At 61.4% G+C, this 26078-nt stretch carries 26 protein-coding genes; 14 read left to right on the top strand and 12 right to left on the bottom strand.

The window, feature by feature from the left end:
* Positions 1-127: 127 nt before the first annotated feature.
* Both AO692_RS26700 and cysE read right to left on the bottom strand, forming a co-directional pair.
* Positions 128-331 carry a DUF3126 family protein gene (locus AO692_RS26700; protein WP_054313098.1) on the bottom strand — a complete coding sequence of 68 codons (204 nt, stop codon included), beginning with the start codon at positions 329-331 and terminating at the stop codon, positions 128-130.
* A 160-nt stretch (positions 332-491) separates the two neighbouring features.
* Positions 492-1340: a serine O-acetyltransferase gene (gene cysE, locus AO692_RS26705; protein WP_054313099.1), complete on the bottom strand. Its 849-nt coding sequence runs from the start codon at positions 1338-1340 to the stop codon at positions 492-494.
* A gap of 124 nt (positions 1341-1464) precedes the next feature.
* On the opposite strand from cysE, the gene AO692_RS26710 reads away from it, so the two are divergent.
* Positions 1465-2244 (top strand): enoyl-CoA hydratase-related protein, encoded by a 780-nt coding sequence (locus tag AO692_RS26710; protein ID WP_054313100.1) that lies wholly within the window; start codon positions 1465-1467, stop codon positions 2242-2244.
* On the top strand, positions 2241-2849 hold the full coding sequence (locus AO692_RS26715) for a hypothetical protein (RefSeq protein WP_054313101.1): 609 nt from the start codon (positions 2241-2243) through the stop codon (positions 2847-2849). Before AO692_RS26710 ends, AO692_RS26715 begins: the two co-directional genes overlap by 4 nt.
* On the opposite strand, the gene AO692_RS26720 is transcribed toward AO692_RS26715, so the two are convergent.
* From AO692_RS26720 to AO692_RS26735, 4 genes are all read right to left on the bottom strand, one after another.
* The gene (locus AO692_RS26720) at positions 2846-3346 is read right to left on the bottom strand and encodes a GNAT family N-acetyltransferase (RefSeq protein ID WP_054313102.1); all 501 of its coding nucleotides are present in this window, start codon (positions 3344-3346) and stop codon (positions 2846-2848) included. The genes AO692_RS26715 and AO692_RS26720 overlap by 4 nt on opposite strands.
* An 8-nt stretch (positions 3347-3354) precedes the next feature.
* Entirely contained in the window at positions 3355-4122 is a 768-nt protein-coding gene (locus tag AO692_RS26725) for an alpha/beta hydrolase (RefSeq protein WP_054313103.1), read from the bottom strand.
* 15 nt (positions 4123-4137) lie between these two features.
* The gene (locus AO692_RS26730; RefSeq protein WP_244483504.1) at positions 4138-4596 is read right to left on the bottom strand and encodes a DUF192 domain-containing protein; all 459 of its coding nucleotides are present in this window, start codon (positions 4594-4596) and stop codon (positions 4138-4140) included.
* Between the two features lie 356 nt (positions 4597-4952).
* The gene (locus AO692_RS26735; RefSeq protein WP_054313105.1) at positions 4953-5549 is read right to left on the bottom strand and encodes a cold-shock protein; all 597 of its coding nucleotides are present in this window, start codon (positions 5547-5549) and stop codon (positions 4953-4955) included.
* A gap of 339 nt (positions 5550-5888) precedes the next feature.
* Between AO692_RS26735 and gloA the strand changes: the two genes are divergently transcribed.
* On the top strand, positions 5889-6329 hold the full coding sequence (gene gloA / locus AO692_RS26740; protein WP_054313106.1) for a lactoylglutathione lyase: 441 nt from the start codon (positions 5889-5891) through the stop codon (positions 6327-6329).
* A 115-nt stretch (positions 6330-6444) separates the two neighbouring features.
* Positions 6445-6735, top strand: a complete 291-nt coding sequence (locus AO692_RS26745; protein WP_054313107.1) for a DUF2218 domain-containing protein — start codon at positions 6445-6447, stop codon at positions 6733-6735.
* A gap of 1 nt (position 6736) precedes the next feature.
* On the opposite strand, the gene AO692_RS26750 is transcribed toward AO692_RS26745, so the two are convergent.
* Both AO692_RS26750 and ilvA read right to left on the bottom strand, forming a co-directional pair.
* Entirely contained in the window at positions 6737-7282 is a 546-nt protein-coding gene (locus AO692_RS26750; RefSeq protein ID WP_054313108.1) for a DUF1697 domain-containing protein, read from the bottom strand.
* Entirely contained in the window at positions 7279-8535 is a 1257-nt protein-coding gene (ilvA, locus tag AO692_RS26755) for a threonine ammonia-lyase IlvA (RefSeq protein ID WP_054313109.1), read from the bottom strand. Before ilvA ends, AO692_RS26750 begins: the two co-directional genes overlap by 4 nt.
* Before the next feature lie 228 nt (positions 8536-8763).
* Here ilvA and AO692_RS26760 point away from each other — a divergent pair, with 228 nt between their 5' ends.
* Both AO692_RS26760 and AO692_RS26765 read left to right on the top strand, forming a co-directional pair.
* A complete protein-coding gene (locus tag AO692_RS26760) occupies positions 8764-9810 on the top strand; it encodes an alpha/beta hydrolase (RefSeq protein WP_082407576.1) in 1047 nt (348 codons plus the stop codon).
* Between the two features lie 94 nt (positions 9811-9904).
* Complete coding sequence (locus AO692_RS26765; protein ID WP_054313111.1) at positions 9905-11068, top strand: alpha/beta hydrolase; 1164 nt, start codon at positions 9905-9907, stop codon at positions 11066-11068.
* A gap of 19 nt (positions 11069-11087) precedes the next feature.
* Here AO692_RS26765 and AO692_RS26770 read toward each other — a convergent pair whose 3' ends face one another.
* Positions 11088-11957, bottom strand: a complete 870-nt coding sequence (locus AO692_RS26770) for a LysR family transcriptional regulator (protein WP_054313112.1) — start codon at positions 11955-11957, stop codon at positions 11088-11090.
* Between the two features lie 101 nt (positions 11958-12058).
* Here AO692_RS26770 and AO692_RS26775 point away from each other — a divergent pair, with 101 nt between their 5' ends.
* A complete protein-coding gene (locus AO692_RS26775; RefSeq protein WP_054313113.1) occupies positions 12059-13180 on the top strand; it encodes a Gfo/Idh/MocA family oxidoreductase in 1122 nt (373 codons plus the stop codon).
* A gap of 153 nt (positions 13181-13333) precedes the next feature.
* On the opposite strand, the gene AO692_RS26780 is transcribed toward AO692_RS26775, so the two are convergent.
* From AO692_RS26780 to AO692_RS26790, 3 genes are all read right to left on the bottom strand, one after another.
* Positions 13334-14335: a bestrophin family ion channel gene (locus AO692_RS26780; protein ID WP_054313114.1), complete on the bottom strand. Its 1002-nt coding sequence runs from the start codon at positions 14333-14335 to the stop codon at positions 13334-13336.
* A gap of 24 nt (positions 14336-14359) precedes the next feature.
* Positions 14360-16126 (bottom strand): adenine deaminase, encoded by a 1767-nt coding sequence (gene ade / locus AO692_RS26785; RefSeq protein ID WP_054313115.1) that lies wholly within the window; start codon positions 16124-16126, stop codon positions 14360-14362.
* Positions 16127-16351: 225 nt separating this feature from the next.
* Positions 16352-17146 (bottom strand): MBL fold metallo-hydrolase, encoded by a 795-nt coding sequence (locus tag AO692_RS26790; RefSeq protein ID WP_054313116.1) that lies wholly within the window; start codon positions 17144-17146, stop codon positions 16352-16354.
* Between the two features lie 205 nt (positions 17147-17351).
* Between AO692_RS26790 and AO692_RS26795 the strand changes: the two genes are divergently transcribed.
* The 7 genes from AO692_RS26795 to AO692_RS26825 all read left to right on the top strand — a co-directional run bounded on the left by AO692_RS26795 (position 17352) and on the right by AO692_RS26825 (position 25968).
* A complete protein-coding gene (locus tag AO692_RS26795; RefSeq protein WP_082407581.1) occupies positions 17352-19193 on the top strand; it encodes an ATP-binding protein in 1842 nt (613 codons plus the stop codon).
* Complete coding sequence (locus AO692_RS26800) at positions 19190-20548, top strand: sigma-54 dependent transcriptional regulator (protein ID WP_054313117.1); 1359 nt, start codon at positions 19190-19192, stop codon at positions 20546-20548. The genes AO692_RS26795 and AO692_RS26800 overlap by 4 nt, the downstream gene beginning before the upstream one ends.
* A 203-nt stretch (positions 20549-20751) precedes the next feature.
* Positions 20752-21729: a tripartite tricarboxylate transporter substrate-binding protein gene (locus tag AO692_RS26805; protein ID WP_054313152.1), complete on the top strand. Its 978-nt coding sequence runs from the start codon at positions 20752-20754 to the stop codon at positions 21727-21729.
* 132 nt (positions 21730-21861) lie between these two features.
* The gene (locus AO692_RS26810) at positions 21862-22332 is read left to right on the top strand and encodes a tripartite tricarboxylate transporter TctB family protein (RefSeq protein ID WP_244483500.1); all 471 of its coding nucleotides are present in this window, start codon (positions 21862-21864) and stop codon (positions 22330-22332) included.
* 3 nt (positions 22333-22335) lie between these two features.
* On the top strand, positions 22336-23847 hold the full coding sequence (locus AO692_RS26815) for a tripartite tricarboxylate transporter permease (RefSeq protein WP_054313119.1): 1512 nt from the start codon (positions 22336-22338) through the stop codon (positions 23845-23847).
* 93 nt (positions 23848-23940) lie between these two features.
* Positions 23941-24789 carry an alpha/beta hydrolase gene (locus AO692_RS26820; RefSeq protein WP_054313120.1) on the top strand — a complete coding sequence of 283 codons (849 nt, stop codon included), beginning with the start codon at positions 23941-23943 and terminating at the stop codon, positions 24787-24789.
* A gap of 153 nt (positions 24790-24942) precedes the next feature.
* Complete coding sequence (locus AO692_RS26825) at positions 24943-25968, top strand: ABC transporter substrate-binding protein (protein WP_054313121.1); 1026 nt, start codon at positions 24943-24945, stop codon at positions 25966-25968.
* The last annotated feature ends 110 nt before the right edge of the window (positions 25969-26078 follow it).

The raw sequence follows: 26078 nt of genomic DNA on the forward strand, positions 1-26078 counted from the left end.
CTTCCGCATCGGCCCGAAAAATCGGGGCGATTTTTCGGAAAGGACGATGCGCCGATTCAAAATATTAGAGCGTCCCTTGCGCGTCCGAGTGGACGCGCGGCGCTTTAGGACGGCGCCCCGTCTCGTATCAGCCGAGGTCGATGTCGAGGATCGCCATCGAGAAATTGTAATCGCCCTCTTCTTCGTCCTTGTAGACCAGACCGAGGAACTCGTCGCCGATGTAGAGCTCGGCCGAATCTTCCTTGCGCGGACGCGCCTTCACTTCGAGGTTCGGATTCTGGAAGACACGCTTGAAATAGGCGTCCAGCTTTCTGATTTCGTCGGGTTTCAACGGCTTTCTCCGCTTAGGAAATGGCTGCCCGGCACCGTCCCGGCGCTCACGGCGTTCCGCGCTTCTGGCACGGTAAGGATGGCGATGTAAAGGCGAACTGCCCTAATGGTGACAAGGGCTGCCGCGCAATGGGACAGCTCCCGCAACGAGGCGCCGGATTTCAGATGTCGAATGAAACGACATGCTCCATCGACTGCGACGGCAGCAACTGGTCCATCTGACGGGACGGCTGGTCGCAGCCGGTCTCGCCCACGACGCGCGCGGGCACGCCGGCAACCGTTTTGTTGTGCGGCACCGCCGAGAGCACGACGGAACCTGCCGCTACCTTCGAGCAATGGCCGATCTCGATGTTGCCGAGGATCTTGGCGCCCGCACCGATCAGGACACCGTGGCGGATCTTGGGATGACGGTCACCACCGGCCTTGCCGGTGCCGCCAAGCGTGACGCCATGCAGGATGGAGACGTCGTCCTCGATGACTGCCGTCTCGCCGACGACGAAGCCGGTGGCATGGTCGAGGAAGATACCCTTGCCGATGCGGGCCGCCGGGTTGATGTCGGTCTGGAAGACGGAAGACGAGCGGCTCTGCAGGTAGAGCGCGAAATCCCGGCGGCCGTGGTTCCAAAGCCAGTGCGCCAGACGGTGCGTCTGGATCGCATGGAAGCCCTTGAAGTAAAGGACCGGCATGAGATAGCGGTCGCAAGCCGGATCGCGGTCGAAATAGGCCTGGATGTCGGTACGCACCACGTCGGACCAGCCGGACTGGTCGTCCAGCATTGCCTTGAAGGTCTGGCGGATCAGGTCTGCGCCGACATCCTGATGCGCGAGCCGCTCGGCAAGGCGATGGATCACAGCCTCTTCCAGAGTCTCCTGATTCAGGATGGTGGCATAGAGAAAAGCGGCCAGCAGAGGGTCGCGATTGACTGCCTCGGTGGCCTCGTCGCGAATGGAGCGCCAGATCGGGTCGACCGGCTTCAACAGGCTGGAACGGGCGATACTGACGCTGTTCATGGATAGTCTCCGCTGGCGGCTTGTCTTATCCGGCCGGTCCTATAAGCCATATCATAGCACGGGTGAACTCAATTTTCCTTATTGCTAGTTCAAATGGTTTCGGGTGGCTGGATTTCAATCGGGCATGGAAAACGAACCCTTGATTGTCAAGATCGCCAACAACGTGGCCTCCGTTCGCATCAACCGGCCGCAGAAAAAGAACGCCATCACCTTCGTCATGTGGCAGGCACTGTTCTCCACATTCGAAGCTCTGTCGGCCGATGCGTCTGTACGGGTCGTCACATTGAGCGGCGCGGGAGCCGATTTTTCGGCCGGTGCAGACATCGCTGAATTCGACACGCTGCGTGACGGCGACAATGCGCGCGGCTACGAAGCCGCCAATTCCGCCGCTTTCGCCGCCATTCGCAATGCCCGCGTGCCGGTGATCGCAGCGCTGCATGGCGTGTGCTTCGGCGGCGGTTTCGGCCTCGCAGCTGCGGCGGATCTGAGGATTGCGACGCCCGACGCACTGTTTGCCGTGCCGGCCGCTAAGCTTGGTCTTGCTTATCCTCAGGATGCCATGGGCGACATCGTCGGCGCTGCGGGGCCGCAGATGGCACGCTATCTTACTTTCACCGGTAATCGCATCGATGCGGAGGCCGCGCTCAAGGCTGGTTTCCTGCTTGAAATCGTTGCCCGGGAAGAGCTTGAACGGCGCGTTGCCGAACTCGCGGCGACCATCGCGGCCAATGCTCCACTTTCGGTGCGCGCCTCGAAGCTGGCGATCCATGCAGAGTTGAGCGGCGACGCGATCGACGTCGAGCATGCTCGCACGGCCGGAGATCAGACCTTCGCCAGCCTCGACTATACCGAGGGTCGTGCCGCCTTCCAGGCGCGCCGCAAGCCGGAGTTCATCGGCCAATGAGAGTTTCCTTGATCACGCCGGCATTGAGGACCGAACTTTCGGCACTCTATCGTGCCGAAGACCGCCATTATCACGGCATCAACCACATCAAGTCACTCCTCGGCTTGCTCGACGAATACCGCCCCTCCTTTTCTGACCCCGAGGCAATAGAGGCTGCGATCTGGTTCCATGATGCGATTTATGACAGCCGGGCCAAGGACAACGAGGCGCGCAGTGCCGATCTCGCGCGCGAAAAGCTGGCAGGGATCGCCGATGCAGAGCGGCTCAACCGTATTGCCCTGACCATCGAGGCTACCGCCACGCATACTGTTCCAGACATAGAACCTGAGACGGCAAGGCAAGACGCGGCGCTTCTACTGGACATGGATTTGTCGATCCTCGGCGCCGCACCCGAAACGTTCGATGCCTACGAGGCGGCAGTGCGCCGCGAATATGCCTGGGTGGAGGAACCGCTGTGGATTGCCGGGCGCGGTGCGGTGCTGAAGACCTTTCTTGAGCGCGAACATATTTTCCACACCGACATTTTTCGCAGCCGCTTCGAGGAGCAGGCACGGAAGAATCTCAGGCGCTCTGTCGATGTGCTTGAGGCACGCTCCGGCAGTTAATCCGGAAACCTCTCCATCCGCCTTTCGCGAATGGCAAAGCCGGCGCGCAGATAGACGGACAACGCCTTCGGATGATCATTGGTATCGGTGTGCAGCCATACGCGCTCCGGCTGGCTGGCCCAGACCGCACGCAACGAACCGTCCAGCAGATAGAGGCCCAACCTCTTCCCCCGAAAGGCATCGACCAAACCGAAATGAGCCAGTTCGACGACCGGCTCGCCGACGCCGTTGAATTCGCAGAAGCCAGCGGCGACGCCATCGACCCGCAGGACGTTCAGCCATGTGGACGGGCTGGCCAACAGGACCGCGAGATCATTCTTCGGCATGCGCAGCCTCTGATCCCAATCCAGCGACGCGCCGACCGCGCGATAAAGATCCAGGTAGTCGACGAGCGGGAGGTTTTCGCGCTTCAGGCAGGCCGCGCTATCTGGACTGCTCAGTGCCGCCCCCGACGGCGACGCAGTCATATCCAGATATGTTACGAGAAGGTCGACCATCACGCCGTTCAGAGCGGGTGTTCGGCGTAAAACTCCAGCACCCGCTTCTTGAAGGTGTGGTCCCCTACCGACAGCATGTGATCGCGTCCTTCGATGTGGAATGCCACCGCGTTGGGCATCAGCGCCGCGAGGTCGTCGGCCGAACCGGCGATGTCGTCGGTCGTGCCGACCGCCACCAGCGTTGGTTGCGCGATGCGCGAAACCTCGTCCTCGGAAAGCAGTTCTCGCGAGGTGACGATGCAGGCGGCAAGTGCCTGTCGGTCGCTCCTGGTCTGGTCGGCAAAGCTGCGGAACATCTTGCCGCGTGTGTGCGTGATGGCGGCGGCATCCGGCGCCATCAGTGCTTCGGCGATCGGGTCCCAGTCGCCAACGCCGTCAACCATGCCGATGCCCAGTCCGCCCAGCACCAGCGTGGCGACCTTGTCGGGGTTGGAAAGCGCGAGGAACGCTGACACGCGCGCGCCCATGGAGTAGCCCATCACATGAGCCCGCTCGATGCCGAGATGGTCGAGCAATGCCGCCGCATCCGAAGCCATCTTGTCCGGCGTATAATCCGCGCCTTCATAGCTTTTCGTCGATGCGCCATGGCCGCGATGATCGAAGGCGATGGCACGGTAGCCGGCATCGTTCAGCGTCTTGAACCAGCCCGGCGAGACCCAGTTGACATAGTGGCTGGAAGCAAAGCCGTGGATCATCAACACCGGATCGCCGCTACCTGTGGCAGGTTGACGATCAAGAAACGCGAGGTCGAAGCCGTCATGGCTGAAAAACTGCATTGCGTGGAATGACCTTCAGTTGATGCCAGAAACAGCGTTGACGGCGGGGTGCTTGACCAGGTCGCCTTCCTTGATGTTTTCGCGCTCGGCGGTGCCGGCTTTCAATTCCAGGACGAAACGCACCGGTTCGTTGGGCGCAATGACGGCCTCCGATTGCGGCTCACCCTGGCGGATCGCCTTGATGCGGCCATCCTGCCCGATGAACAGCAGATCAAGCTGCATCGGCGTGTTCTTCATCCAGAAACCGACGCCTTCGGTTTGCGGGAAGACGAACAGCATGCCGCGGTCGTTCGGCATGGTCTGGCGGAACATCAGCCCAGCTTCGCGCTCGGCATCGTCGTCGGCAATCTCGATCTGGAACGGACGGTCGCCCTTGGCGGTGACCGCCACCAGCGGCACCGGGTCGACGGGTAACATCATCGCCTGTCCTTCCGCCGCCATCGACCTGCCGGCGAGAAGGAAGACAACAGCCATGACAGCGAGGCTGAACCGCGGCAGGAACTGCCAAAGCGAAAATCGAACCATTTCCAATCCTTGCTCGAGACCAGCCCGAGACCTCACCCTAGAGCAATTCCAGCAAAAGTGTGTAGCGGTTTTGCGTCCGGAATTGCGTAAAAACAAAGAGTTGGAGCATTTCCATGAAAACGAAAACGCTGCCAGACAGCACGCGAACCGGCGCAAGCGCCTTGCAATATGGTGCCCCAGCAAAGCCAGGCAAGGGCCAACAAAATCATGACGTCGGCCAATGGCCACATCCATGCATCGGCAAGTGCCGGATAAACAAAAAGGCCGCATAAGCGGCCTGGTTCTCAAGAATGCTGGAGGGGCGCCTAGTGAGCCACCGGCAGCGTTCCCATATCCGGATGGATTTCCGCCGCCATCAGGCCCTTGTCACCGCGACCGTAGCGCACAAGGACAACCTGACCGGGCCTGAGCTCCGTCACACCGTAGCGGCGCAGCGTTTCCATATGCACGAAGATATCCTCGGTGCCCTCACCCCGGCTCAGGAAACCAAAGCCCTTGGTGCGGTTGAACCACTTGACCAGCGCGCGCTCCAGCCCGCTTTCCGGCGTGACTGTAACGTGCGTGCGCTGCTCCTGCTGTTCGGCTGGATGGACTGCCGTCGAGGTATCCATCGAGAGAACGCGAAATGCCTGCAGGCCACGGTCGCCCTGCTTGACGAGGCAGACCACGCGTGCGCCCTCCAGCGCAGTCTGGAAGCCGTCGCGTCGCAAGCACGTTACATGCAACAGAATATCGCCGGAGACACCGTCGTCAGGAAGAATAAAGCCGTATCCCTTGGCAACATCGAACCATTTGATCGCGCCGGAAACCTCCAGCAGATCCGCAGATTCGCCGATCTCGTCATGTCCAGCGGTGTCGCCAAGAGGCGCATCCCGACCGGCCAGAGAGGCTTTTTCCCCCATCAGAATGCCCCCTTTCTCCGAAACTGCAGCCACTGATTCTTTACACGAGATTAACACTTCGGCTTCCCGGGTGTGCAAGACCTGACGTGCCTTTTTTCACCAGCTCATTCTAAGATATATTCAATCAGCCTCATATAGACTGTTTGTTGGCTGCCGTTACGTTGCTTTTCCGCGTTGCGGCATACACCGACCACCCCTATGGTGCGCGCGATCCTAAGCAGACTTGCGCAGCTTCGACAACGCTTCGTCAGCTTAGCTTGTTCTTTTTCTTTTGTTGCAGGTTCTCATCGCAAAACCGTGGGACACTTTTGCGGAACCTGCTTAGGTCTGGAGACGAATATGCGCTATCTGCACACAATGATCCGCGTGACTGATGTCGGAGAATCCCTCGATTTCTATTGCAACAAGCTGGGCCTCAAGGAAGTCCGCCGCATCGAGAACGAACAGGGTCGCTTCACGCTGATCTTCCTGGCCGCGTCGGAGGACGAGAAAAGTGGCGCCGAGGCACGCGCGCCGCTGATCGAACTGACCCACAATTGGGACCCCGAGGAATACAAGGGCGGGCGCAATTTCGGCCACCTCGCCTATGAGGTCGACGATATCTATGCCACCTGCCAACGCCTGCAGGATCAGGGGGTCACCATCAACCGTCCGCCGCGGGACGGCTACATGGCCTTCATCAAATCGCCCGACGGCATTTCGATCGAACTCCTGCAAAAGGGTGCAGCCAAGGAAAAGGCGGAACCCTGGACCTCAATGGCGAATACTGGAACCTGGTAATTTCCAAAGCGGGAGCAAACGCCATCCCATCACTTCCGGCGGGACCGGCCGATATGAACCGGGCCCGCTCCATCAGCCAGCGTGACGCCAGCCAGACAGCCGAACGGAGAATTCCATGTCGACCAGCAATGCCGACGTCACCACCGAACACGCCAGCCGCTACCTGCAGCAACTCTGCAAGCACTGGGCGCACAAGTTTCCCGTCACTTTCGACCCGAACCACGGCGAAATCGAACTGACCATCGGTAGCACGGTAATGGACGCGAACGCGACAACGCTGCACATCGCGCTGACCGCGAGCGACGCAACTCAGATCGAACAGCTCGAACGCGTCGTGGAGGACCATATCAAGCGTTTTGCCTTCCGCGAGGAACTGGCATTCCGCTGGCGACGCGCCGCGGCATAGCTCAGCCTGATGCCCGACCGATCATTTCGGCCAGCGCGAGAACGCTGCGCCAGTTGCGCATGGTGCCGGGCACTTTGAGCGTGCGCGGCAGGATTTCGGCGAATTTCGATTTGCCCAAGCCATCTGGGGCATGCAGGTAGAGGACGTCGCCCTTCACCTCGAACCGCTCCGGTCCTGTGCATTTCTCGGCCAGCCTGCCGATCTCCTCCGGGGTGGGTTCACGCTCCAGGGCCATCGCGTGCAATTTGGTCGGATCCTCCGCTATCTCTGGATAGGGATTGTCCGCCACCAGCCGCGCAAACCAGGTCGCGTCACGCACCATGATGCGCGAATGAAAACCCCAGCGTTTCTCGAATGCGTCCTGCAGTGCCTTCGTCAGCGACACGACGTCGGCCTGTGTCGAGCGGAAAACCACATTGCCGCTCTGCACGTAGCTTGCAACATCGGCGAAGCCAAGCTCCTCGAAAAAGGCACGCAGTTCCGCCATCCTGACAATGCGGTTGCCACCGACATTGATACCGGAAAACAGCGCGACGAACCCGCTCATATGATGAAACCCGCCAGCGTCTCGTTGTCGGTGATATCCTGATACTGCACTCCATGCGTGGCGAAATTGGCGGTCAGCAGATCAAAGTTGCGGCGATCCTTCGTCTCGATGCCGATCAGCACCGAACCGAAGTTGCGCGCCGATTTCTTGAGATATTCGAAGCGTGCGATATCGTCGTCGGGGCCCAGCATCTCGAGGAAATCACGCAGCGCGCCCGGCCTCTGCGGGAAACGGATGATAAAATACTTCTTCAAGCCCTCGAAACGCAGCGCCCGCTCCTTGACGTCGGGCAAGCGCTCGAAATCGAAATTGCCTCCCGACACCACCGCAACGACGGTCTTGCCCCTGATTTCCTTACGCGGAAAATCCTTGAGCGCATCGATCGCCAGCGCCCCCGCAGGCTCCAGCACCACGCCCTCGACATTCAGCATCTCGACCATGGTGGCGCAGAGCCGGTTTTCCGGCACCAGCCGCACGTCGTCCTGCGAATAATCCTTCAGATGACGAAATGGCTCGCGGCCGATCTCGGCAACGGCGGCTCCATCAACGAAGTTGTCGACCCGGGCGAGTTTCACGCGCTTATCCGAGGCAAGGCTTTCCCTGAGGCTCGGCGCGCCGGCGGGTTCGCAGAAAACGAAACGCGGCGCTCTCCCAGCCTGAGTGAAGTAGTGTGAAACGCCGGCCGAAAGTCCGCCGCCGCCAACCGGTAGCATGATGATGTCGGGCAGCCGCGCGCCTGGCATCTGGTCGGCGATCTCATAAGCCACGGTCGCCTGGCCCTCGATGATGTCCTTATGATCGAAGGGGGGCACCATATGCGCCCCGCTCTGCTCGGTGAATTCAAAGGCGGCGCGGTAGCATTCGTCAAAGAAGTCGCCGACCAGCTTGATTTCGACGAACTCGCCGCCAAACAGCCGCGTCTTGTCGATCTTCTGCTGCGGCGTCGTCACCGGCATGAAGACGACCCCCTTGCGGCCGAAATGCCGGCACACGAAAGCGAAACCTTGCGCATGGTTGCCTGCCGACGCACAGACGAACAGCTCTGCTTCGTTGCCTTCCGCCAGGGCCTTGCGGAAAAAATTGAAAGCGCCCCTGATCTTGTAGGAGCGCACGGGCGTCAGATCCTCGCGTTTCAAAAGCACGCGCGCGCCATATTTGCGCGACAGGTAATCGTTCTCCTGCAGAGGCGTCTCGGGAAAGATCTGGCGCACCGCGGCGGCTGCGTTGGCGACCCGGTCGGCAAAGCTGGTCATGAGGCAAGTCCTTGTAGAAATTGCAGCAATCGTTCCTGCCGTCATTTTGGCTTTGGTGCAACACCTTGCTCCCGACGGACACTCCGTGGCGTAATTTTCACGGCCATGGACTTACTTTAGCCGTACTTCGCCTGTCCGGAGACTGCTTTCAAAAGATAAGAACCGACCGGAGTCGGATTTAGCAGGGCTGGACGTATCGTGCGCTTGAGAAGGTTCCTGATCGTTGCGATGACGCTTGTTGCCGCCGGCTGCGCCAGCCAAGGGCCGCAGGAGGTTCTGGGCAGCGCCATCGTAACGGCTTCGGTTTCCGACATCGTCGGAAACCACGCGATCTTCATCACCACAACGCGCAAGCGCTCCGACGATCCCAACCAAGGGTTCGACGGAAGCCGCTCTTCAACGCTGAACTACGCACGCGTCAACGTCACCGTGCCGAAGGTACACGAGGTTGGTCAGATCGAGCGGAAGAGCCGCGGCAGGTCTGATGATCCCTCGAAATACTTCATGGCCTCGCAGATGGTCGGCTATGACACCGAACCGAAGTTCGAGGCAGCGCTCAATGCCGATATCGCCGCTCGCGGCGGTCGCGCCATGGTGTTCGTGCACGGCTACAACACTTCTTTCGACGACGGTGTCTACAGACTGGCGCAGGTCGTCAACGATTCAGGTTATCCCGGCACGCCGGTTCTGTTTTCCTGGGCCTCCGGGGCTTCGACGACCGGCTATGTCTACGACCGCGAAAGCGCCAGCGTCGCCCGTGACCAGCTCGAAGTGACTTTGCGAACGCTGGCCCGTTCCGGCGCCCGCCGCATCGATATCGTCGCGCATTCGATGGGTACGTGGGTGACGATGGAGGCGCTGCGCCAGCTGGCCATCACCGGTGACCGCAACCTGAACGGCAAGCTGGGCGACGTGGTGCTCGCCTCGCCAGATATCGACGTCGACGTGTTCAAGAGCCAGATGCGCCGCTACGGCAAGCCCGACAAGCCGTTCATCGTGCTTCTTTCCGATGACGACCGGGCGCTGCGTCTGTCCGGCATGCTGGCCGGCTCGCGACCCCGCCTTGGCGACTACAAGGACGCCGCCGAGCTTGCCGACTATGGCGTGACTGTCGTCGACCTGTCATCCAAGGCCGGTACGGACCGGTTCAACCACAACAAGTTCGCGGACAATCCCGAGATGGTCAAGCTGCTCGGCCAGCGGCTGCGCGAGGACGACGGCTATGCCAGTGACCGTTCGGTCACAGATCGCATGAAGCAGTTGGGCATGATGTAAGCTGCGGCTCAATTAATCTGGACTGAGGCTGCTTCTGCCTCTATTCGAGATTGGAGGCGCCACGCTCGGGCGCCAAGGCATCGGGATCGGCTTCATGCGCTGGAAGGCATTGTTCTTCGTCGCCGTCGCGCTCTCAGTCACCGGTTGCGCCGGATCCAACACGCACGACTTGCTCAACAAGACGGCGATCGAAGCGCCTGCTTCAACGATTGCCGCCACGCACGACATCTATGTCGCAACCACGCGTCAGGCTGCAAAAACCGAGCCACGCCAGGTATTTGCCAGTGAACGCTCACTGCGCACGCAATATGCGCGCATCGATGTTTCCGTGCCGAAGATCCATCAAGTCGGCCAGATCGAGCGGGCGAAGGGGCGCGCGCAGAGCAACCCTGCCAAGCACTTCACCGCAACCCGCGCTGTTCTCTACGGCAACACAAAGGAATTCGAACAGGCGGTAAGCGCCGATATCGCCCGCGGCGACGGACGTGTGCTTGTCTTCGTGCACGGCTACAACAACGGCTTCGACGACGGCGTCTTTCGTCTGACCCAGATCGTGCAGGATACGAACTACCCCGGCACGCCGGTGCTGTTCTCCTGGGCCTCTGCCGGCAAGACCACTGGCTACATCTACGACAAGGAAAGCGCCAACGCCGCCCGCGACGACCTCGAGGCAACGTTGCGGCTCCTGGCCAAGACCAAAGCCAAAAGCATCGACATCATCGCGCATTCGATGGGCAATTGGGTGGCGATGGAGGCCCTGCGGCAGTTGGCCATCACAGGCGACCGCGACCTTTCCGGCAAGCTTGGCTATGTCGTGCTCGCTTCGCCCGACATCGATGTCGACGTGTTCAAGAAGCAGATGATCCGTTACGGCAAACCGGATCGGCCATTTACGGTCCTTCTGTCGGCGGACGATCGCGCGCTTCAGATCTCCTCCTTCATCTCCGGCGCCAAGCCGCGCGTGGGTGACTATGGCAATGCCTCCGATCTCGCCCAATATGGCGTCACGGTCGTCGACCTGACCAAGACCACCGGCGGCGACAGGCTGAACCATGCCAAATTCGCCGACAATCCGCTTCTGGTTCAGTTGCTGGGCAAGCAGTTGCAGACGCCGGCGGCGCTTTCGGAGGCCGAGCCCGCCGGCAACCAGCCGATCGAACAACTTGGGACCGGTCTGGGGCAAGCGGTCGGATCCGTGGCGGAAATCGTCATCACCACACCGTTCAAGGTTCTGACTGTGGTCACCGGCGGGCAATAGGCGCAGGCGAAAGACAAGATTACCGGACAGACAGATATTGCTGTTCTGAAACGACAGTCGTCACAAAGTCCATGACCGCCCGGACCGCCGGTGTCTTTCGCAGATCGCGGTGAACCACCAGCCAGATGTCACGCGCGAAGGACGGAGCGCTATCGTCTATCCTGACCAGATCGCGGTCGTGTTCTCCGATAAAACAAGGCAGGCCGGCAACGCCAACCCCTGCCTTGACGGCGACCAGATGTTCGCTGGAATAGGTCAATTCGCAGACCACGGGACGATCGCCGGCAATGCCGAGCAGCCATGATTGTGCAGGCATGTCGGCAAAGGTTTGCGCCCAAACGATGAACTCCCAGCGCTCCTGCGAAGCCAGATGAGCATAGGACCGATGTGCGTAGAGACCGAACGGCATCGTGCCGATCTTACGCGTCACGCTGTCGGGCTCATCCGGCCTTACGAACCGCACCGCGACATCGGCTTCGCGGCGGGCCAGCGAAACCCGCTCCGCTTGCGCGGAAAGCGAAAGCCGGATGTCAGGGTAGTTCGCCCTGAAGCGCGGCAGATGTTCGGCCAGAAGATGCGTGACGAGAACCGGCGGGGCACTGAGTGCGATCCGTCCAACAAGCGGAGCTCGAGAGGCCTTGGCCAGGCGTGCGATACCGTCTGCCGCGCCTTCCATCTCCCGCGCCCGCTCGAACACTTGTCTGCCCAGGGTGGTAAGGCGGCTGGATCGCGGCAGCCGATCGATGAGCCGCACGTCGAGCGCCGTCTCCAGTGCAGCCAGCCGCCGGCTGACGGTTGCATGATCCACCTTCAGGCTGCGGGCGGCACCGGAGAGCGTGCCGTTCTGCGCGACGGCGAGGAAATGCCGGACGTCTTCCCAATCGATCATCTGTGCGAAATCTCAAGGTTGATCCGCAGATATGCCGAATTTTCGCATGGAATGCACTGGGGTATTTTCGATCGCAAGCAAACCCCAGCGAGGATCACCGCATGACCGAACGCCGCTTCAAGGTTGGCATCGTTGGCTTGCAGCCAGGAAGGAGTTGGGCTGCGAGAGCGCATGTGCCTGCGCTGCGAGCCCTATCCGACACCTTCGAAATCGCCGGCGTCGCCAACTCCAGCCTGGCCAGCGCGCAAGCAGCGGTGGCCGACATGGATCTGTCCTCGAACGCCTTCGCCAGCGTAGCCGAACTGGTGGCGGCACCGGAAATCGACATCATCACCGTCGCGGTGAAGGTACCGCCGCATTTCGAGATCGTGAAAGCGGCGATCGCTGCCGGCAAGCATGTCTATTGCGAATGGCCGCTGGGCAACGGCTTGGCGGAGGCCGAAGCAATGGCAAAGCTTGCACGGCAAAAGGGCATCTTGGGCGTGGTTGGAACCCAAGCGCGCCTCGCTCCGGAAATTGACTATTTGAGGCAACTGATTGCCGACGGCTTTGTCGGCAAGGTGCTGTCAACCACCCTGGTTGGCCGCGCCGGGGCCGCACTCGGTGCCGGCACCATTTCCGATACAAGAACCTACGGTTACCTTCTGGACCGCGCCAATGGTGCCACCGCGCTTACAATCCCCGTGGGGCATACGCTGGCGGCGCTGCGCGATGTGCTCGGCGAGATCGCGGAAGTCTCCGCAGTGCTGGCGACGCGGCGACCCACTGCGCTCGCGCTCGACACACAGGAGTGGTTGCCGGTATCCGCCCCCGACCAGGTGCTGGTCAACGGCGTCATGGCCAGCGGTGCGCCAATCTCCATCCACTACCGCGGCGGCCCAGCGCGCGATGGTGACGGCCTGTTCTGGGAAATCCATGGCACCGAAGGCGACATCCGGATCACGGGTGCTTCCGGCCACACGCAGATGGTTCAGCTCTCGCTCACGGGCGCGCGCGGTGATGACAAGGTGTTTCGGCCACTGGAAGTTCCCGCCTCGCACCGTGCTGGCTGGTCGAAGGAAGTGGAGGCAGGCAATGTTGCCCGGCTCTATGCCAGAATGGCGGAGGACCTACGCAACGGCACGCACACCGCACCGAGCTTTGACGACGCCGTTGCTGTGCACCGTATCATCGCTGCCATCGAGAAAGCCGCGGAGAGCGGAAATCGTGTTTTTCTGGCCTGATCAAAATTGCGAGAAGTCGTCCCATGGATACCATGGGCCGCTATGTGTGCGTCACAGGCGACAGCATTATCCTGCGTAGGCAAAATAGACTTTGCCGCGCTTGGGATCGACAATCGCGATGCTTCGAGCTCCCGGAGATTTCCACTCGACTATTCAGGTCGCGATATTATTGATCACCGGCGATGGAGCCGGAAGACTGGTTTCGCCAAGCGACCTGCGCAGCTCGATCTCGATGTCCCGGCAAATCTGGGAAATCGGGACGTCGTTGGCGCCGCCCTCGAACGGATTTGCGCTGCTCTCGCCGACCAGGTCGAGCGACATGTAGACCCAACCCAGAAGCGCGCTGAACGGGATCGTCAGCCAGATCGCGACAGGACCGAGCAAGCCGCCCAGCTTGCCCATCTCCGCAAAGACCGGAACGATGCCGAAAGGCAGCATGGTGCAGAAGATGACCATGAACATCGAGCTGATGATCGCGTATTGGCGCGGGTAAGGGTTGTTCTTTATACGATCGCAGCGTGCCTGCTGATCATGGAAGTCGCGCATCAGCTTGGTAAGCTCGGAATAGACCTGCGTCGGAACGGCGGAGTTCTTGAGCAGGCCGTTGATCTGGACAGACTGCATCTCAAGAAGGGTTACCGCTGGCTGCGGTGTTTTCAGCACGCGCTCGGCATCTTCGGCCAGCAGCGCGCGCAATTCATCGGCGACCGCGCTTTTGTCCTCCTGGATGTGATAGCGCCGTCGGCGGAATTCGATATTGGCGGCGCGCGCCAGCGACTCCCATGGCATCGGCCGGCGCAACGAGAACCGCAGAGCCGTCAACCAGGCCAGGTGCCGGTAGATCAACTGCTTCGCGGTCGTCGCGTCGGTGAAGTCCCTGCGGAAATTGGACCACATCCGGCTGCTTGCCGTGATCTGGGAAAAAGCCTGCAGGGCCTCATTGCTGCGGGTGAACACCTGCGAATTCTTGAAGCCGGTGACGAGTGACACGGTGGTGCCGAGCACAAGCACGACGGACCACGGCACAGAGAAACCCGCAGTGGCGGGAAGGCGATAAAGCGCGATCGCCAGTCCGCTCACCACGACCATGTAGATGACGCTGCGCCGCGACCAGAGCGCGAAATCCAGCAATCTGTAAGACCGGCCTACATACATGGGATGTCCCGAAATCCTTGACGCTCAGACGAACAGGTCAACCTTCTCGAAGGTCCTCACGTCGACCAGCCCGACGTCCGAGATGCGCAATTCCGGGATCACCACCAGCGCCAGAAGCGAGTGCTGCATGTAGGCGTTGTTCAGCGAGCAACCCATCTTGCCCATCGCCTCGGTCAGCTTCTCGGCCTTGGCGGCCACGATCTCGGCGCGCTCGTCGGACATCAGGCCGGCGATCGGCATTTCGACCAGTGCCAGTTCCTTGCCCTTCGAATAAAGCACCACGCCGCCGCCGACTTCCGCCAAGCGGTTGGCGGCCAGCGCCATGTCCTGCTTGTTGGTACCAACGACGATGATGTGGTGGCTGTCATGCGCGACCGACGAAGCCATCGCACAGTCCTCCCCGTAGCCGAAGCCAGACACAAACGCATTGGTGACGCCGCCGGTACCGCGATGGCGCTCCACCAGCGCGATCTGGCAGACATCCCCTGCCCGGTCGATGGCGACCAGACCATCCTCGACGGCCAGATCCGCCTCCAGCGCGCGGGTCGGCGCCTGGTTCTCGATGACGCCGATGACCCGGGCGCGCACCTTGTTGGCGCCTTCCGGCGCCTTGATGTCGAAATCGGTTGCTGCGAGCCGTTTGCCCAGCTTCACCGTGTTCTTGGCACTCGCGGGATAATCGTAGGCCGGGATATCAGCCTCCAGCCGGCCGCTCGCCGCGAGGCGAACGCCGCGACCATAGACCTCGTCGATGGTCATTTCGGCAAGGTTCGACACGATCAGGAGATCGGCCAGCCGCCCTGGCGCGATCGAGCCGATTTCGCGCTCCAGCCGGAAATGCTGGGCAGTGTTGATCGTAGCCATCTGGATCGCCGTCACCGGCTTCAAGCCCTGCTGGATGGCGTGCCTGACGACACGGTCCATGTGGCCCTCGTTCACCAGCGTGCCGGAATGGCTGTCGTCGGTGCACAGGATGAAGTTGCGGGGGTCAATGCCTTGTTCCGTCACGGCTTTTATCTGCTCGGCAACGTCGTACCAGGCAGAGCCAAGTCGCAGCATCGCCTTCATGCCCTGGCGCACGCGCGCAATCGCGTCCTCGGCACGCGTGCCCTCGTGGTCGTCCTCCGGCCCGCCGGCGACATAACCGTGGAACGGCAAGCCGAGGTCGGGCGAAGCATAGTGGCCGCCCACTGTCTTGCCGGCCCTGACCGTCGCGGCGATCTCGCCGGACATGACGGGGTTGTTGGCAGCGACGCCGGGGAAATTCATGACTTCGCCGAGCCCGATGATGTTCTCCCAGGTCATCGCCTCGGCGACGTCCTCGACGGTGAGCACCGCGCCAGCATTCTCCAGCCCGGGCGCGGAAGGCACGCAGGACGGCATCTGCACGTGCACGTTGATCGGCATGGCGAGCGCCTCGTCATGCATCAGCCGGACACCGGGCAGTCCGAGCACGTTGGCGATCTCGTGCGGATCGATGAACATCGAAGTCGTGCCATGCGGGATAACCGCACGGCTGAACTCAGTGACGGTGACCATGCCGCTTTCGACATGCATGTGCGCATCGCACAGGCCAGGCACCAGATAGCGTCCGCCGGCATCGACCACCACGGTCTGCGGGCCGATGGCATGTGAGGCGTCTGGCCCGCAATAGGCAAAACGCCCCCCGACCACGGCAATGTCGGTGCCGCCGATGATCTCGCCCGAATGAACGTTGACCCAGCGGCCGTTGCGCACCACCAGGTCGGCTGGCTTGCGCCCCGTTGCGACATCGACAAGCAACGTCGCCATCTCGGCCCAGGGTTTCGGTCGGGGGAATTTTGCTGGAATCACGTTTCACTTCCGTCGATCGCTGAATTTCCCAGTCTGGCAAAACTGCCGGCGGGAAACCAGTTCGATGATGACAAGCTAACGGCTCATTTGCGCCTGCGACCCCGCTCCACTCCACATTGCCCCTTTCGGGGGCAACGATCGGGTGAAGCAGAGAAGCAAGAAAACCATGTCAAAGGGCGGAATTTAAAACGTAAGTTCGACAGGAACGCCTTTTTCCAAGACCTTCAACCGGTGGGCGATGCCTAATGCTCCGAAGGCTTGGGCAAGCTGTTCCTGCGTTTCGGTGAAATGCTCCCAGCCCTCATTGTGGATGGCGACAATGGTGGCATTGGCAAAGGCGGCGGCCGCTTCGATCGCGTCATTGGCATCCATGGTGACATGGAAGGCGCCGCGCGGTTTGGCAGAGCCGGTGAACAGCACCGCCAGACGCACGTCGAAACGCCGCGCGACCTCGGCAACCCCCTCGAACCAGACCGTATCGCCAGAAATATAGAGGCTCGGCCCCTTTTCGTCGCCCAGCGATATGATGAAACCGATGACATCGCCGGAGATCGGCTCGAAGCCATGCGGGCCGTGACGCGCGGGCGCTGCCGTTATCACCAGACGCTGACCTTGCGGCGTCACAACGTCCACGCTCTGCCAGGGCGCAAGACCTTCAGTAAGACCTCCCAGGCGTTCGGCCCCCACTTTAGTGGTCAGAACGCGGCCTGCTTTAGGTAGGAAGGCGCGGCCGGCATGATCGAGATTGTCAAAATGCTGGTCATGGCTGAGGAGGACCGCATCGATGGGCGGCAGTTCGTCAGGGCCGAAAGCCGGACCGGTCAGCTTCACCAGGCGCACGCCGCCATCATAGGCCTGCGGCGTATCGAATGCCGGATCGGTGAGAAGATTGAGACCACCGATATTGATCAGTGCGGTCGGACCGCCGATCAGCGTTGCGGTGATGTCTGCAGGCAATCGATCAGGTCGGTTCGTCATGTCGCTCTCCATATCCTGGTACCCCCGGGAGAGCGGATATCGGGATCGCCGATCGATCATCCAACGCGTTTGCGGGAACAGCGGATGTGTCGAAATACGCCCGCGGCGGTTTCCCGTCAGGACGGATAGCGTGTCATGCGATTGCCGATCCGTTGAACAAGATGGCGCGCTGGCTATACTGCAGGCGGGTCAACCGGCGATGCTGATGTTCAAGCCTTTTTCCGATCGACGCTGGTTCTGGATCACGCTTCTGCTCGCAGTCACGGCGGCGCTCGCTTTCTATGGCAGCAGCTTTGCAACGCGTGCCTATCTCGACCAGGCGGCATCGCGCGGCAAAACCACGCTGAGGCTCGCTGTTGCCGCATTGCAGGGACAGTTGAACCGCTTCGAACCACTCCCGTCCCTGATCGCCGACAACGACAGCATCAAGGACCTTCTGGCGGCCCCAGACAACCCGGGACTTCGTGCGAGAGGTAACGCTTATCTCAGGCAAATCAACGCGTTGCTGCAATCTTCCGACATCTATGTGATAGGCCCGGACGGTGAAACGATCATTGCCAGCAATTTCGACCGGCCCGTCAGCTTCGTCGGGGAGAATTTCTCCTACCGTCCCTACTTCCAGGACGCGATCAAGGGCAAGCGCGGCCGCTTCTTCGCACTTGGCACCACCTCACTGAAGCGCGGCTATTATTTCTCGGCTCCCGTGCATGTCGGCGATGCCATCCGTGGCGTCGTGGTGTTCAAGGTCGAGGTGGACGCCATCGAAGCGTCATGGCTGGGCGGCGACGACGAGATCATCGTTACCGATCCGGAAGGCATCATCTTCATGGCGGAGCGGCCGGAGTGGCTCTATGCCAGTCTGCTGCCGCTGACGGCCGAACGACGCGCCCGCACGGCCGCCTCGCGGCGCTATGCGAACGCCACGTTGCGCGAATTGCCGGTCACACGCGGCAATTTCGAAGACCGGCTTTCGCTGATGACGGTGAATTTCGACAGACAGCAAAGTGAGTATCTGGTCTTGTCGGAGGCCATGGCTGACGCCGGTTGGACGATCAACGTCCTGCTGGATACGCGCTCGGCGCGTACGCAGGCTTTGACCACGGTAACCGCCGCACTCCTGATGCTGGGGCTCGCTGCCCTTGCAGGCTTTGTTTTGCTGCAGCGGCGGGCGCGGCTGGCGGAGCGCATGGAAATGCAACGCTTTGCGCGCGAAGAACTCGAGCGTCGCGTCGAGGAACGCACACATGACCTCGCACTCGTCAACACACGCCTTGAGACGGAAGTCGCCGAACGACGTACCGCTGAGCAACAGTTGAGGCAGACACAGGCGGATCTTATCCAGGCCGGCAAGCTGGCTGCGCTTGGACAAATGTCGGCTGCTCTATCGCATGAATTCAACCAGCCGCTGGCCGCTGTGAAGACCTATGCCGACAATGCCGCCGTGCTCATCGAGCGCGAACGGGCCGCCGAGGCGCGCGACAACGTTGCGCGCATCTCGAGCCTCGCCGACCGCATGGCCTCGATCAGCCGGCATCTTCGCAATTTCGCGCGCAAGCCGAACGAAAAACTCGGCGCGATCGATTTGGCCGATGTGGTGCGTGACACGCAGGAAATCGTTGCCTGGCGTCTCAAGGCAGCCGATGCGACGCTGCTTGTCGATCTCGGCCGTACGCCGCTGACGGTGAAGGCGGGAGCAATCCGGCTTCAGCAGGTGCTGGTGAACATCATCACCAATGCTGCCGACGCCGTCGAAGGCCTGCCCGACAGGCGCATCGAACTGCAGGCGCGGCGAAAGGCGGGTAAAGTGCTGATCACGGTTCGCGATCATGGCCCCGGCGTTGCCGATGCCATCGCGGAACGGATATTCGACCCGTTCTTCTCTACGAAGGGCGTTGGCAAGGGGCTGGGTCTCGGGCTTTCGATTTCCTACAACATCATCAAGGACTTCGGCGGAAGTCTTGGCGTCTTGAATCATTCCGAGGGTGGTGCCCTGTTCACGATCGAGCTCGAAGCGATGCGCAATGCAGTGCGCGAGGCGGCAGAATGAAACCGCCGATCGTGCTGCTTGTGGACGATGAGGAAGAGCCACGCAGGGCAGCTGCCCAATCGCTCGATCTTGCCGGGCTCACACTACAGGAGTGCGCCTCGGCGGAACGCGCGCTCGATTTCATCACGCAGGGCTTCAATGGCGTCGTCGTGTCCGACATCCGCATGCCGGGAATGGATGGCATGACACTTCTTTCCCGCATTCGCGAGATCGATGCTGATATTCCCGTCATCCTCGTCACCGGTCACGGCGATGTCCAGCTCGCCGTGCGTGCGATGCGCGAGGGTGCCTATGACTTCCTCGAAAAACCCTACGTCGTGCAGCACCTGATCGAAATGGCCGGGCGCGCTATCGATCGGCGCAAGCTCGTGCTGGAGAATCGCCAGTTGCGCGCGGCCGCCGGCAAGAATGACGACCTCGAGGCCCGTCTGCCCGGCCGTACCCAGGTGATGGTCGAACTGCGTTACAAGCTGCGGGCCATCGCGGCCACCGATGCCGACATCCTGGTGATCGGCGACACCGGCACCGGCAAGGAAGTGGCGGCGCGCGCGCTGCATGACATCAGCGGGCGCGCCACCAAACCTTTCATCGCGATCAATTGTGCGGCACTCCCCGCCACGCTGATCGAAAGCGAACTGTTCGGCCATGAGGCCGGCGCTTTCCCGGGCGCCTTGCGGCCACGCTTCGGCAAGTTCGAGCATGCGAGAGGCGGCACCGTACTCCTCGACGAGATCGGCTCGATGCCAGTCGATCTGCAGGCGAAGCTCCTGCGCGTCATACAGGACCGGGTCATCTACCGGCTGGGGTCCAACGAACCGATACCGCTCGATGTGCGCTTCATCGCCACCAGCAAGGTCGATCTCGACGAAGAAGTCGCCGCCGGGCGCTTCCGTGCCGACCTGCTTTATCATCTCAACGTGGTGACGCTGAGGATGCCGGCGCTTGTCGCACGGCGCGAGGACGTTCCCTTGCTTTTCCTGCAATTGGTGCGCGAGGCGGCGGGACGTTATCGCCGGGATGATGCCGAGGTGCCGCCACACGTCATCGCGGACATTGCCAGCCGGGACTGGCCCGGCAATGTGCGTGAGCTCAGGAATGCGGCGGACCGTATCGTGCTGGGATTGAGCCCGCACGCCGGCGCGCAGACAACCGAAATTGCCAATGGTGATCTGCGTCTGGCGGACCGGGTCGCGGAATTCGAAAAGGATGTCATCTCCGCCGCGCTCGTTGCCCATGGCGGCAGCCTGAAGCCGGTCTACGAGCAGCTCGGAATCTCACGCAAGACGCTCTACGAGAAGATGCAGCGCTATGGGCTCGACAAGAAACAACTGGGCGCGCCGGAGACCGCAGATTAGTTCGCGCGCGTCATATGTGTGAAAATCCACACATGCTTGAGCCACAATGTTACGCTTTCCACCCATTGCAGGGGCATCGGATCAAGAATGCCGAGGTTTAATGCAATCGGACATTGCCGAACACGACGAAGGCTCTTCCTATGAGCCATCCGTTCGCGGTGCTGGAGGAGACCTGCACCGGAACGAAGACCTGGGAGGATTTCATGAAGAAGCTTATCGCCTCGCTGGCGACGGCTGCGACCTTTGCCATGTTGGCAAGCTCCGCCGTGGCACAGACCTATCCCGACAAAACGATCACCATGATCGTACCGTTCGCGGCCGGTGGCCCGACCGACACCGTGACCCGGCTCGTCGCCGAATCGATGTCCAAGGACCTCGGCCAGCAAGTGATCGTCGAGAACGTCGGCGGTGCCGGCGGTACGCTGGGCGCCGCGCGCGTCGCGGAAGCCGATCCTGACGGCTATACGCTGCTCCTGCACCATATCGGCATGGCCACCAGCGCCACGCTCTACCGAAAGCTCGCTTACGACACGCTGAACGCTTTCGACTATGTCGGCCTCGTCACCGAAGTGCCGATGACGATCGTCACGCGCAAGGACTTCGAGCCCGCCGATCTCAAGGGCATGATCGAATACGTCAAGGCCAACAAGGACAAGGTGACGCTTGCCAATGCCGGCATTGGCGCCGCATCCCATCTGTGCGGCATGATGTTCATGAATGCGATTCAGACACAGTTCGTGACGGTGCCATACAAGGGCACCGGCCCGGCGATGACCGATCTGCTCGGTGGCCAGGTCGACATCATGTGCGACCAGACCACCAACACGACCAAGCAGATCCAGGGCGGCACGATCAAGGCCTATGCCGTCACCTCGCCTGCTCGCCTCGATGTGCTGCCCGACATCCCGACCACGGAGGAAGCTGGCCTGCCGGGCTTCCAGGTCGGCATCTGGCACGGCGTCTACGCGCCGAAAGGCACGCCGCCGGAGGTGCTCGACAAGCTCAGCAAGTCGCTGCAGAAGGCGCTGAAGGACGAAAACGTCGTCGCCCGCTTCGCCGAGCTGGGCACCAAGCCTTCGCCGGAGGCGGATGCCACACCCGCAGCACTCAAGGCCAAGCTGGAAAGCGAAGTCGCCCGCTGGAAGCCAGTGATCGAGGCCGCCGGCCAGTACGCGGACTAGCACTTTCTGGACGGCCGGGTGAGGATATCACCCGGCCTTTCGCTTTATCGGCTGCCTTGGTCGTAGCGCGGCAACGCAAGCGACTCTCGGCCGGAGATGAATAAAGCGAAGTCCCGGCGTCAGGAGGGAACTGTGAACAAACTTTCCATCGATCCGACGAACGGAGCGTGCGGGGCGATCTTCGTCGCTGCCGGCCTGTTCTTCGGCTATCAGTCACTGGGCCAGGAGATCGGCACCGCCTTTCGCATGGGGCCGGGTTATTTCCCGCTTGTCTTGGCAGCAATTTTGATCCTGCTCGGCGCCATCATCGCCATCCAGGCGACCCGTGTCGCCGGCGAGCCGATCGGTGCGATCGCCTGGCGCGGCATGTTCTTCATTCTGCCCGCGCCGATCTTTTTCGGGCTCACGGTGCGTGGGCTGGGCTTTGTGCCTGCGCTGTTCTTCACCGCGCTGATCGCAGCCTTCGCCTCGCAGCGCATGCGGCCCGGAACCGCGCTCATTGTCGCGCTGGTCCTGACCATCTTCTCCACCATCGTGTTCAGCTATGCACTCGGCCTGCCGTTCCAGCGGTTCGGGCCGTGGTTGTCTTGGGTGGGAGCCTGAGCCATGGAGCTTTTCGACAATCTCGCACTTGGCTTCGTCACGGCTTCGACGCTTTGGAACCTGCTCTTTTGTCTGGTCGGCGTGCTGCTCGGTACGCTGATCGGCGTTCTACCCGGCATTGGCGCAACAGCGACAATCGCCATGTTGTTGCCAGTGACCTTCCAGATCGGCGATCCGGTTTCGTCGCTGATCATGCTGGCCGGCATCTATTACGGCGCGCAATATGGCGGCTCCACCACGGCCATCCTGATCAACATGCCGGGTGAATCCTCTTCCGCCGTCACCGCCATCGACGGCTACCAGATGGCACGTAAGGGCCGCGCCGGCGCGGCGTTGGCTACCGCCGCCCTCGGTTCCTTCTTTGCCGGCACCGTGGCGACCTTCCTGGTCGCGCTGTTTGCGCCGCCGCTCACAAAAATCGCATTGCAGTTCGGCTCAGCCGAGTATTTTTCGCTGATGGTCGTGGGACTGGTCTCCTCGATCGCACTCGCCCATGGTTCGGTGATCAAGGCGCTCGCCATGGTCGTGCTCGGCCTGCTGCTCGGCCTCGTCGGTTCCGACATTTTCGAGGGCACGCCACGTTTCACGCTCGGTATCCGCGAGTTCGCGGACGGATTGAACTTTGTCGCCGTGGCGGTCGGCGTATTCGGCGTCGCCGAAATCCTGCGCAACCTCGAGAACGAACACGATCGCTCGGTGATGATCCGCAAGGTAACCGGCTTGATGCCGACCCGCGAGGATTTCCGGCGCATGGCGGCTCCCGTCCTGCGCGGAACCGGCCTCGGTTCGGTGCTTGGCATCCTGCCCGGCGGCGGTGCCATTCTGGCCTCCTTCGCTTCCTACACGCTGGAAAAACGCGTCGCCAGAAATCCGGAGGAATTCGGCAAAGGCGCGATCGAAGGCGTGGCGGGCCCGGAATCGGCCAACAATGCCGCAGCGCAGACCTCGTTCATCCCCATGCTGACGCTGGGCATCCCCGCCAACCCGGTGATGGCGCTGATGATCGGCGCGATGATCATACAGGGCATCGTGCCCGGACCCGACGTCGCCGCCGAACGGCCGGCGCTGTTCTGGGGACTGATCGCCTCGATGTGGATCGGCAATCTGATGCTGATCGTGCTCAATCTGCCGCTGATCGGACTTTGGGTAAGGCTGCTCACCGTGCCGTATCAGGTGCTGTTTCCGGCGATCATGGCGTTCTCGGCCATCGGCGTCTATTCGGTGAAGTCGAGCGCCTGGGATCTCTACTCGGTCGCCTTCTTCGGCTTCTTCGGTTACGTGCTCGCCAAGCTGCGCTGCGAGCCGGCGCCTCTGCTGCTCGGCTTTGTGCTTGGCCCACTGTTCGAGGAAAACCTGCGCCGCGCCATGATCCTGTCGCGCGGCGATCCGTCGATCTTCGTCACCCGGCCGATCAGTGCCATCCTGCTCCTGGCGGCGGCTCTCGTCCTGGTCGTGGTCCTGCTGCCTTCGGTGCGCAAGAAGCGCGAAGAAGTGTTCGTCGAGGAGGATGCCTAAGGCATTTGTCGGATAGCGGCGGCAGTGCGGTCGCTGTTGACTTTCCAGAAGGGAAGGCAGTTGATCTCGCCTTCCCTTCCGGAGGATTGCCCGATGCCGCGTTTGTGGACTGCCCTGACCGTCACTGCCTTCATGCTGTTTGCCGGCGCAGCAACCGCCGAGGAACGCTGGCAGACCCTGCCCGAGCCGGCACCGATGCCCAAGGCCGAGGAAAGCGGCTACGCATCCGTCAACGGCATCCAGATGTATTATGCGGTTTACGGCAAGGGTGATCCGGTTCTGCTGATCCATGGCGGGCTGGGTCATGCCGACATCTGGTCAAGCCAGGTGACGGACCTTGCCAAGACGCACAAGGTGATCGTCGCCGACAGCCGCGGCCATGGCCGCTCGACTCGCACGGAAGAGCCCTTCGGCTACGACCTTATGGCGTCGGACTACATTGCCCTGCTCGACCACCTCAAGATCGACAAGACCGCCCTGGTCGGCTGGAGCGACGGCGGCATCATCGGCATCGACCTTGCCATGAGCCATCCGGACCGGCTGACGCGGGTGTTCGCGCAGGCAGCCAACGTCACCACGGATGGCGTCGATCCAGGCGTGCTGACCAACAAGACCTTCGCCGCCTATATCGAGCGTTCCGGCCGCGATTACAAAAAGCTGTCCAAGACGCCCGATCAGTACGACGCCTTCGTCGGTCAGATCAGCAAGATGTGGGAAACCCAGCCGAACTGGAACAAGGAACAACTCGCCAAGATCACCACGCCGGTTGCCGTCGTCGCAGGCGACCATGATGAGGCGATCAAGCGCGAGCACACCGACGCCATGGCCAAGATGATCCCTGGTGCCGCGGAAGTCATCCTGCCCAATGCCAGTCACTTCGCGATGCTGCAGGCGCCGGATGAATACAACAAGGCCGTGCTCGACTTCATCGATGCCAAATAAGACGCCGCTGTCGCGTCGACCACGGACAGCGCCCTAACCTGCTCCTTCCTCTGCCGCACAACGAAAATCGCGCTGAAAAAGCCATGAAACCGCTATTGAAATCGATTTCATACCTGATAATGTCGCCGCCGTCGCACTCAGGGAGGATCAAAAATGAAGAAGGCGATCGTATTAGCTTTGACGGCCACCACGGCGCTGGCCGTGTCGGCGTTTTCCACCTACGCAGCGGATTTCAAGATCGGCCTCTCCAATGGTTGGGTCGGCTCCGAATGGCGCACGCAGATGATCGAGGAAGCCCAGGCCGCTGCTGCCGCCTGGAAGGACAAGGGCGTCAATGTCGAGGTCGTGGTGCAGAGCGCCAATGTCGACGTGCCCGGCCAGATTGCCCAGGTGCGCAATTTCATGAGCCAGGGCGTGGACGCCATCATCATCAATCCGAACAGCCCGACTGCCTTCGACCCGATATTCAAGCAGGCCAAGGACGCGGGCATCCTGGTGATCGCCACCGACTCGGAAGTGTCATCGAAGGATGCCACCTATGTCGGCATCGACCAGAAGGCCTGGGGAGCTGCCGGCGCCAAGTGGCTGGCCGAGACGCTCGGCGGCAAGGGCAATGTCGTGGCCATCAACGGCGTCGCCGGCCATCCGGCCAACGAGATGCGGGTTGCCGGCTACAAGGAAGTGTTCGGCCAGTATCCCGACATCAAGATCGTCAACGAAGTGAACGCCAATTGGGACCAGGCGCAGGGCCAACAGGCCATGCAGAATCTGCTTGCCACCTACCCTGACATCACGGGCGTCTGGGTGCAGGACGGCATGGCTGCCGGCGCCTGGAAATCCATCATCGACGCCAACAAGCAGTCCTCCATCGCCGCGACCGGTGAAATCCGCAAGGACTTCATCGATCTGTGGAAGAAGGACAAGCTGAATTCCGGCGCTTCGGTGAACCCGCCCGGCGTCATGGCCAGCGCTCTCAACGTCGCTGTTCCGATGCTGCAGGGCAAGGAACTGAAGGAACCGGCGACGGCCGGCCAGTATGGCAACGCCATGTATCTGCCGATCCCCTTCATCGACAACAAGAGCCTCGACGAAGCGGTGAAGGCGGTGGACGGCAAGCCCGGCTACTATTCCTTCACCAGCCAGCTTTCGATCGAAGACGCTGAAAAGCTCTTCAAATAATCGGTCTCCGGACCTCCGCCCGGCAGCTTGTGCACCGGGCGGACCCGGAACGATTTTTCAAGTAAGCTGACAGTCCGGGGAGAGCCCCGACAGCCGGAGGAACGGCTTCG

The sequence above is a fragment of the Mesorhizobium sp. 1M-11 genome (assembly GCF_001303895.1).
Taxonomy (GTDB): domain Bacteria; phylum Pseudomonadota; class Alphaproteobacteria; order Rhizobiales; family Rhizobiaceae; genus Mesorhizobium.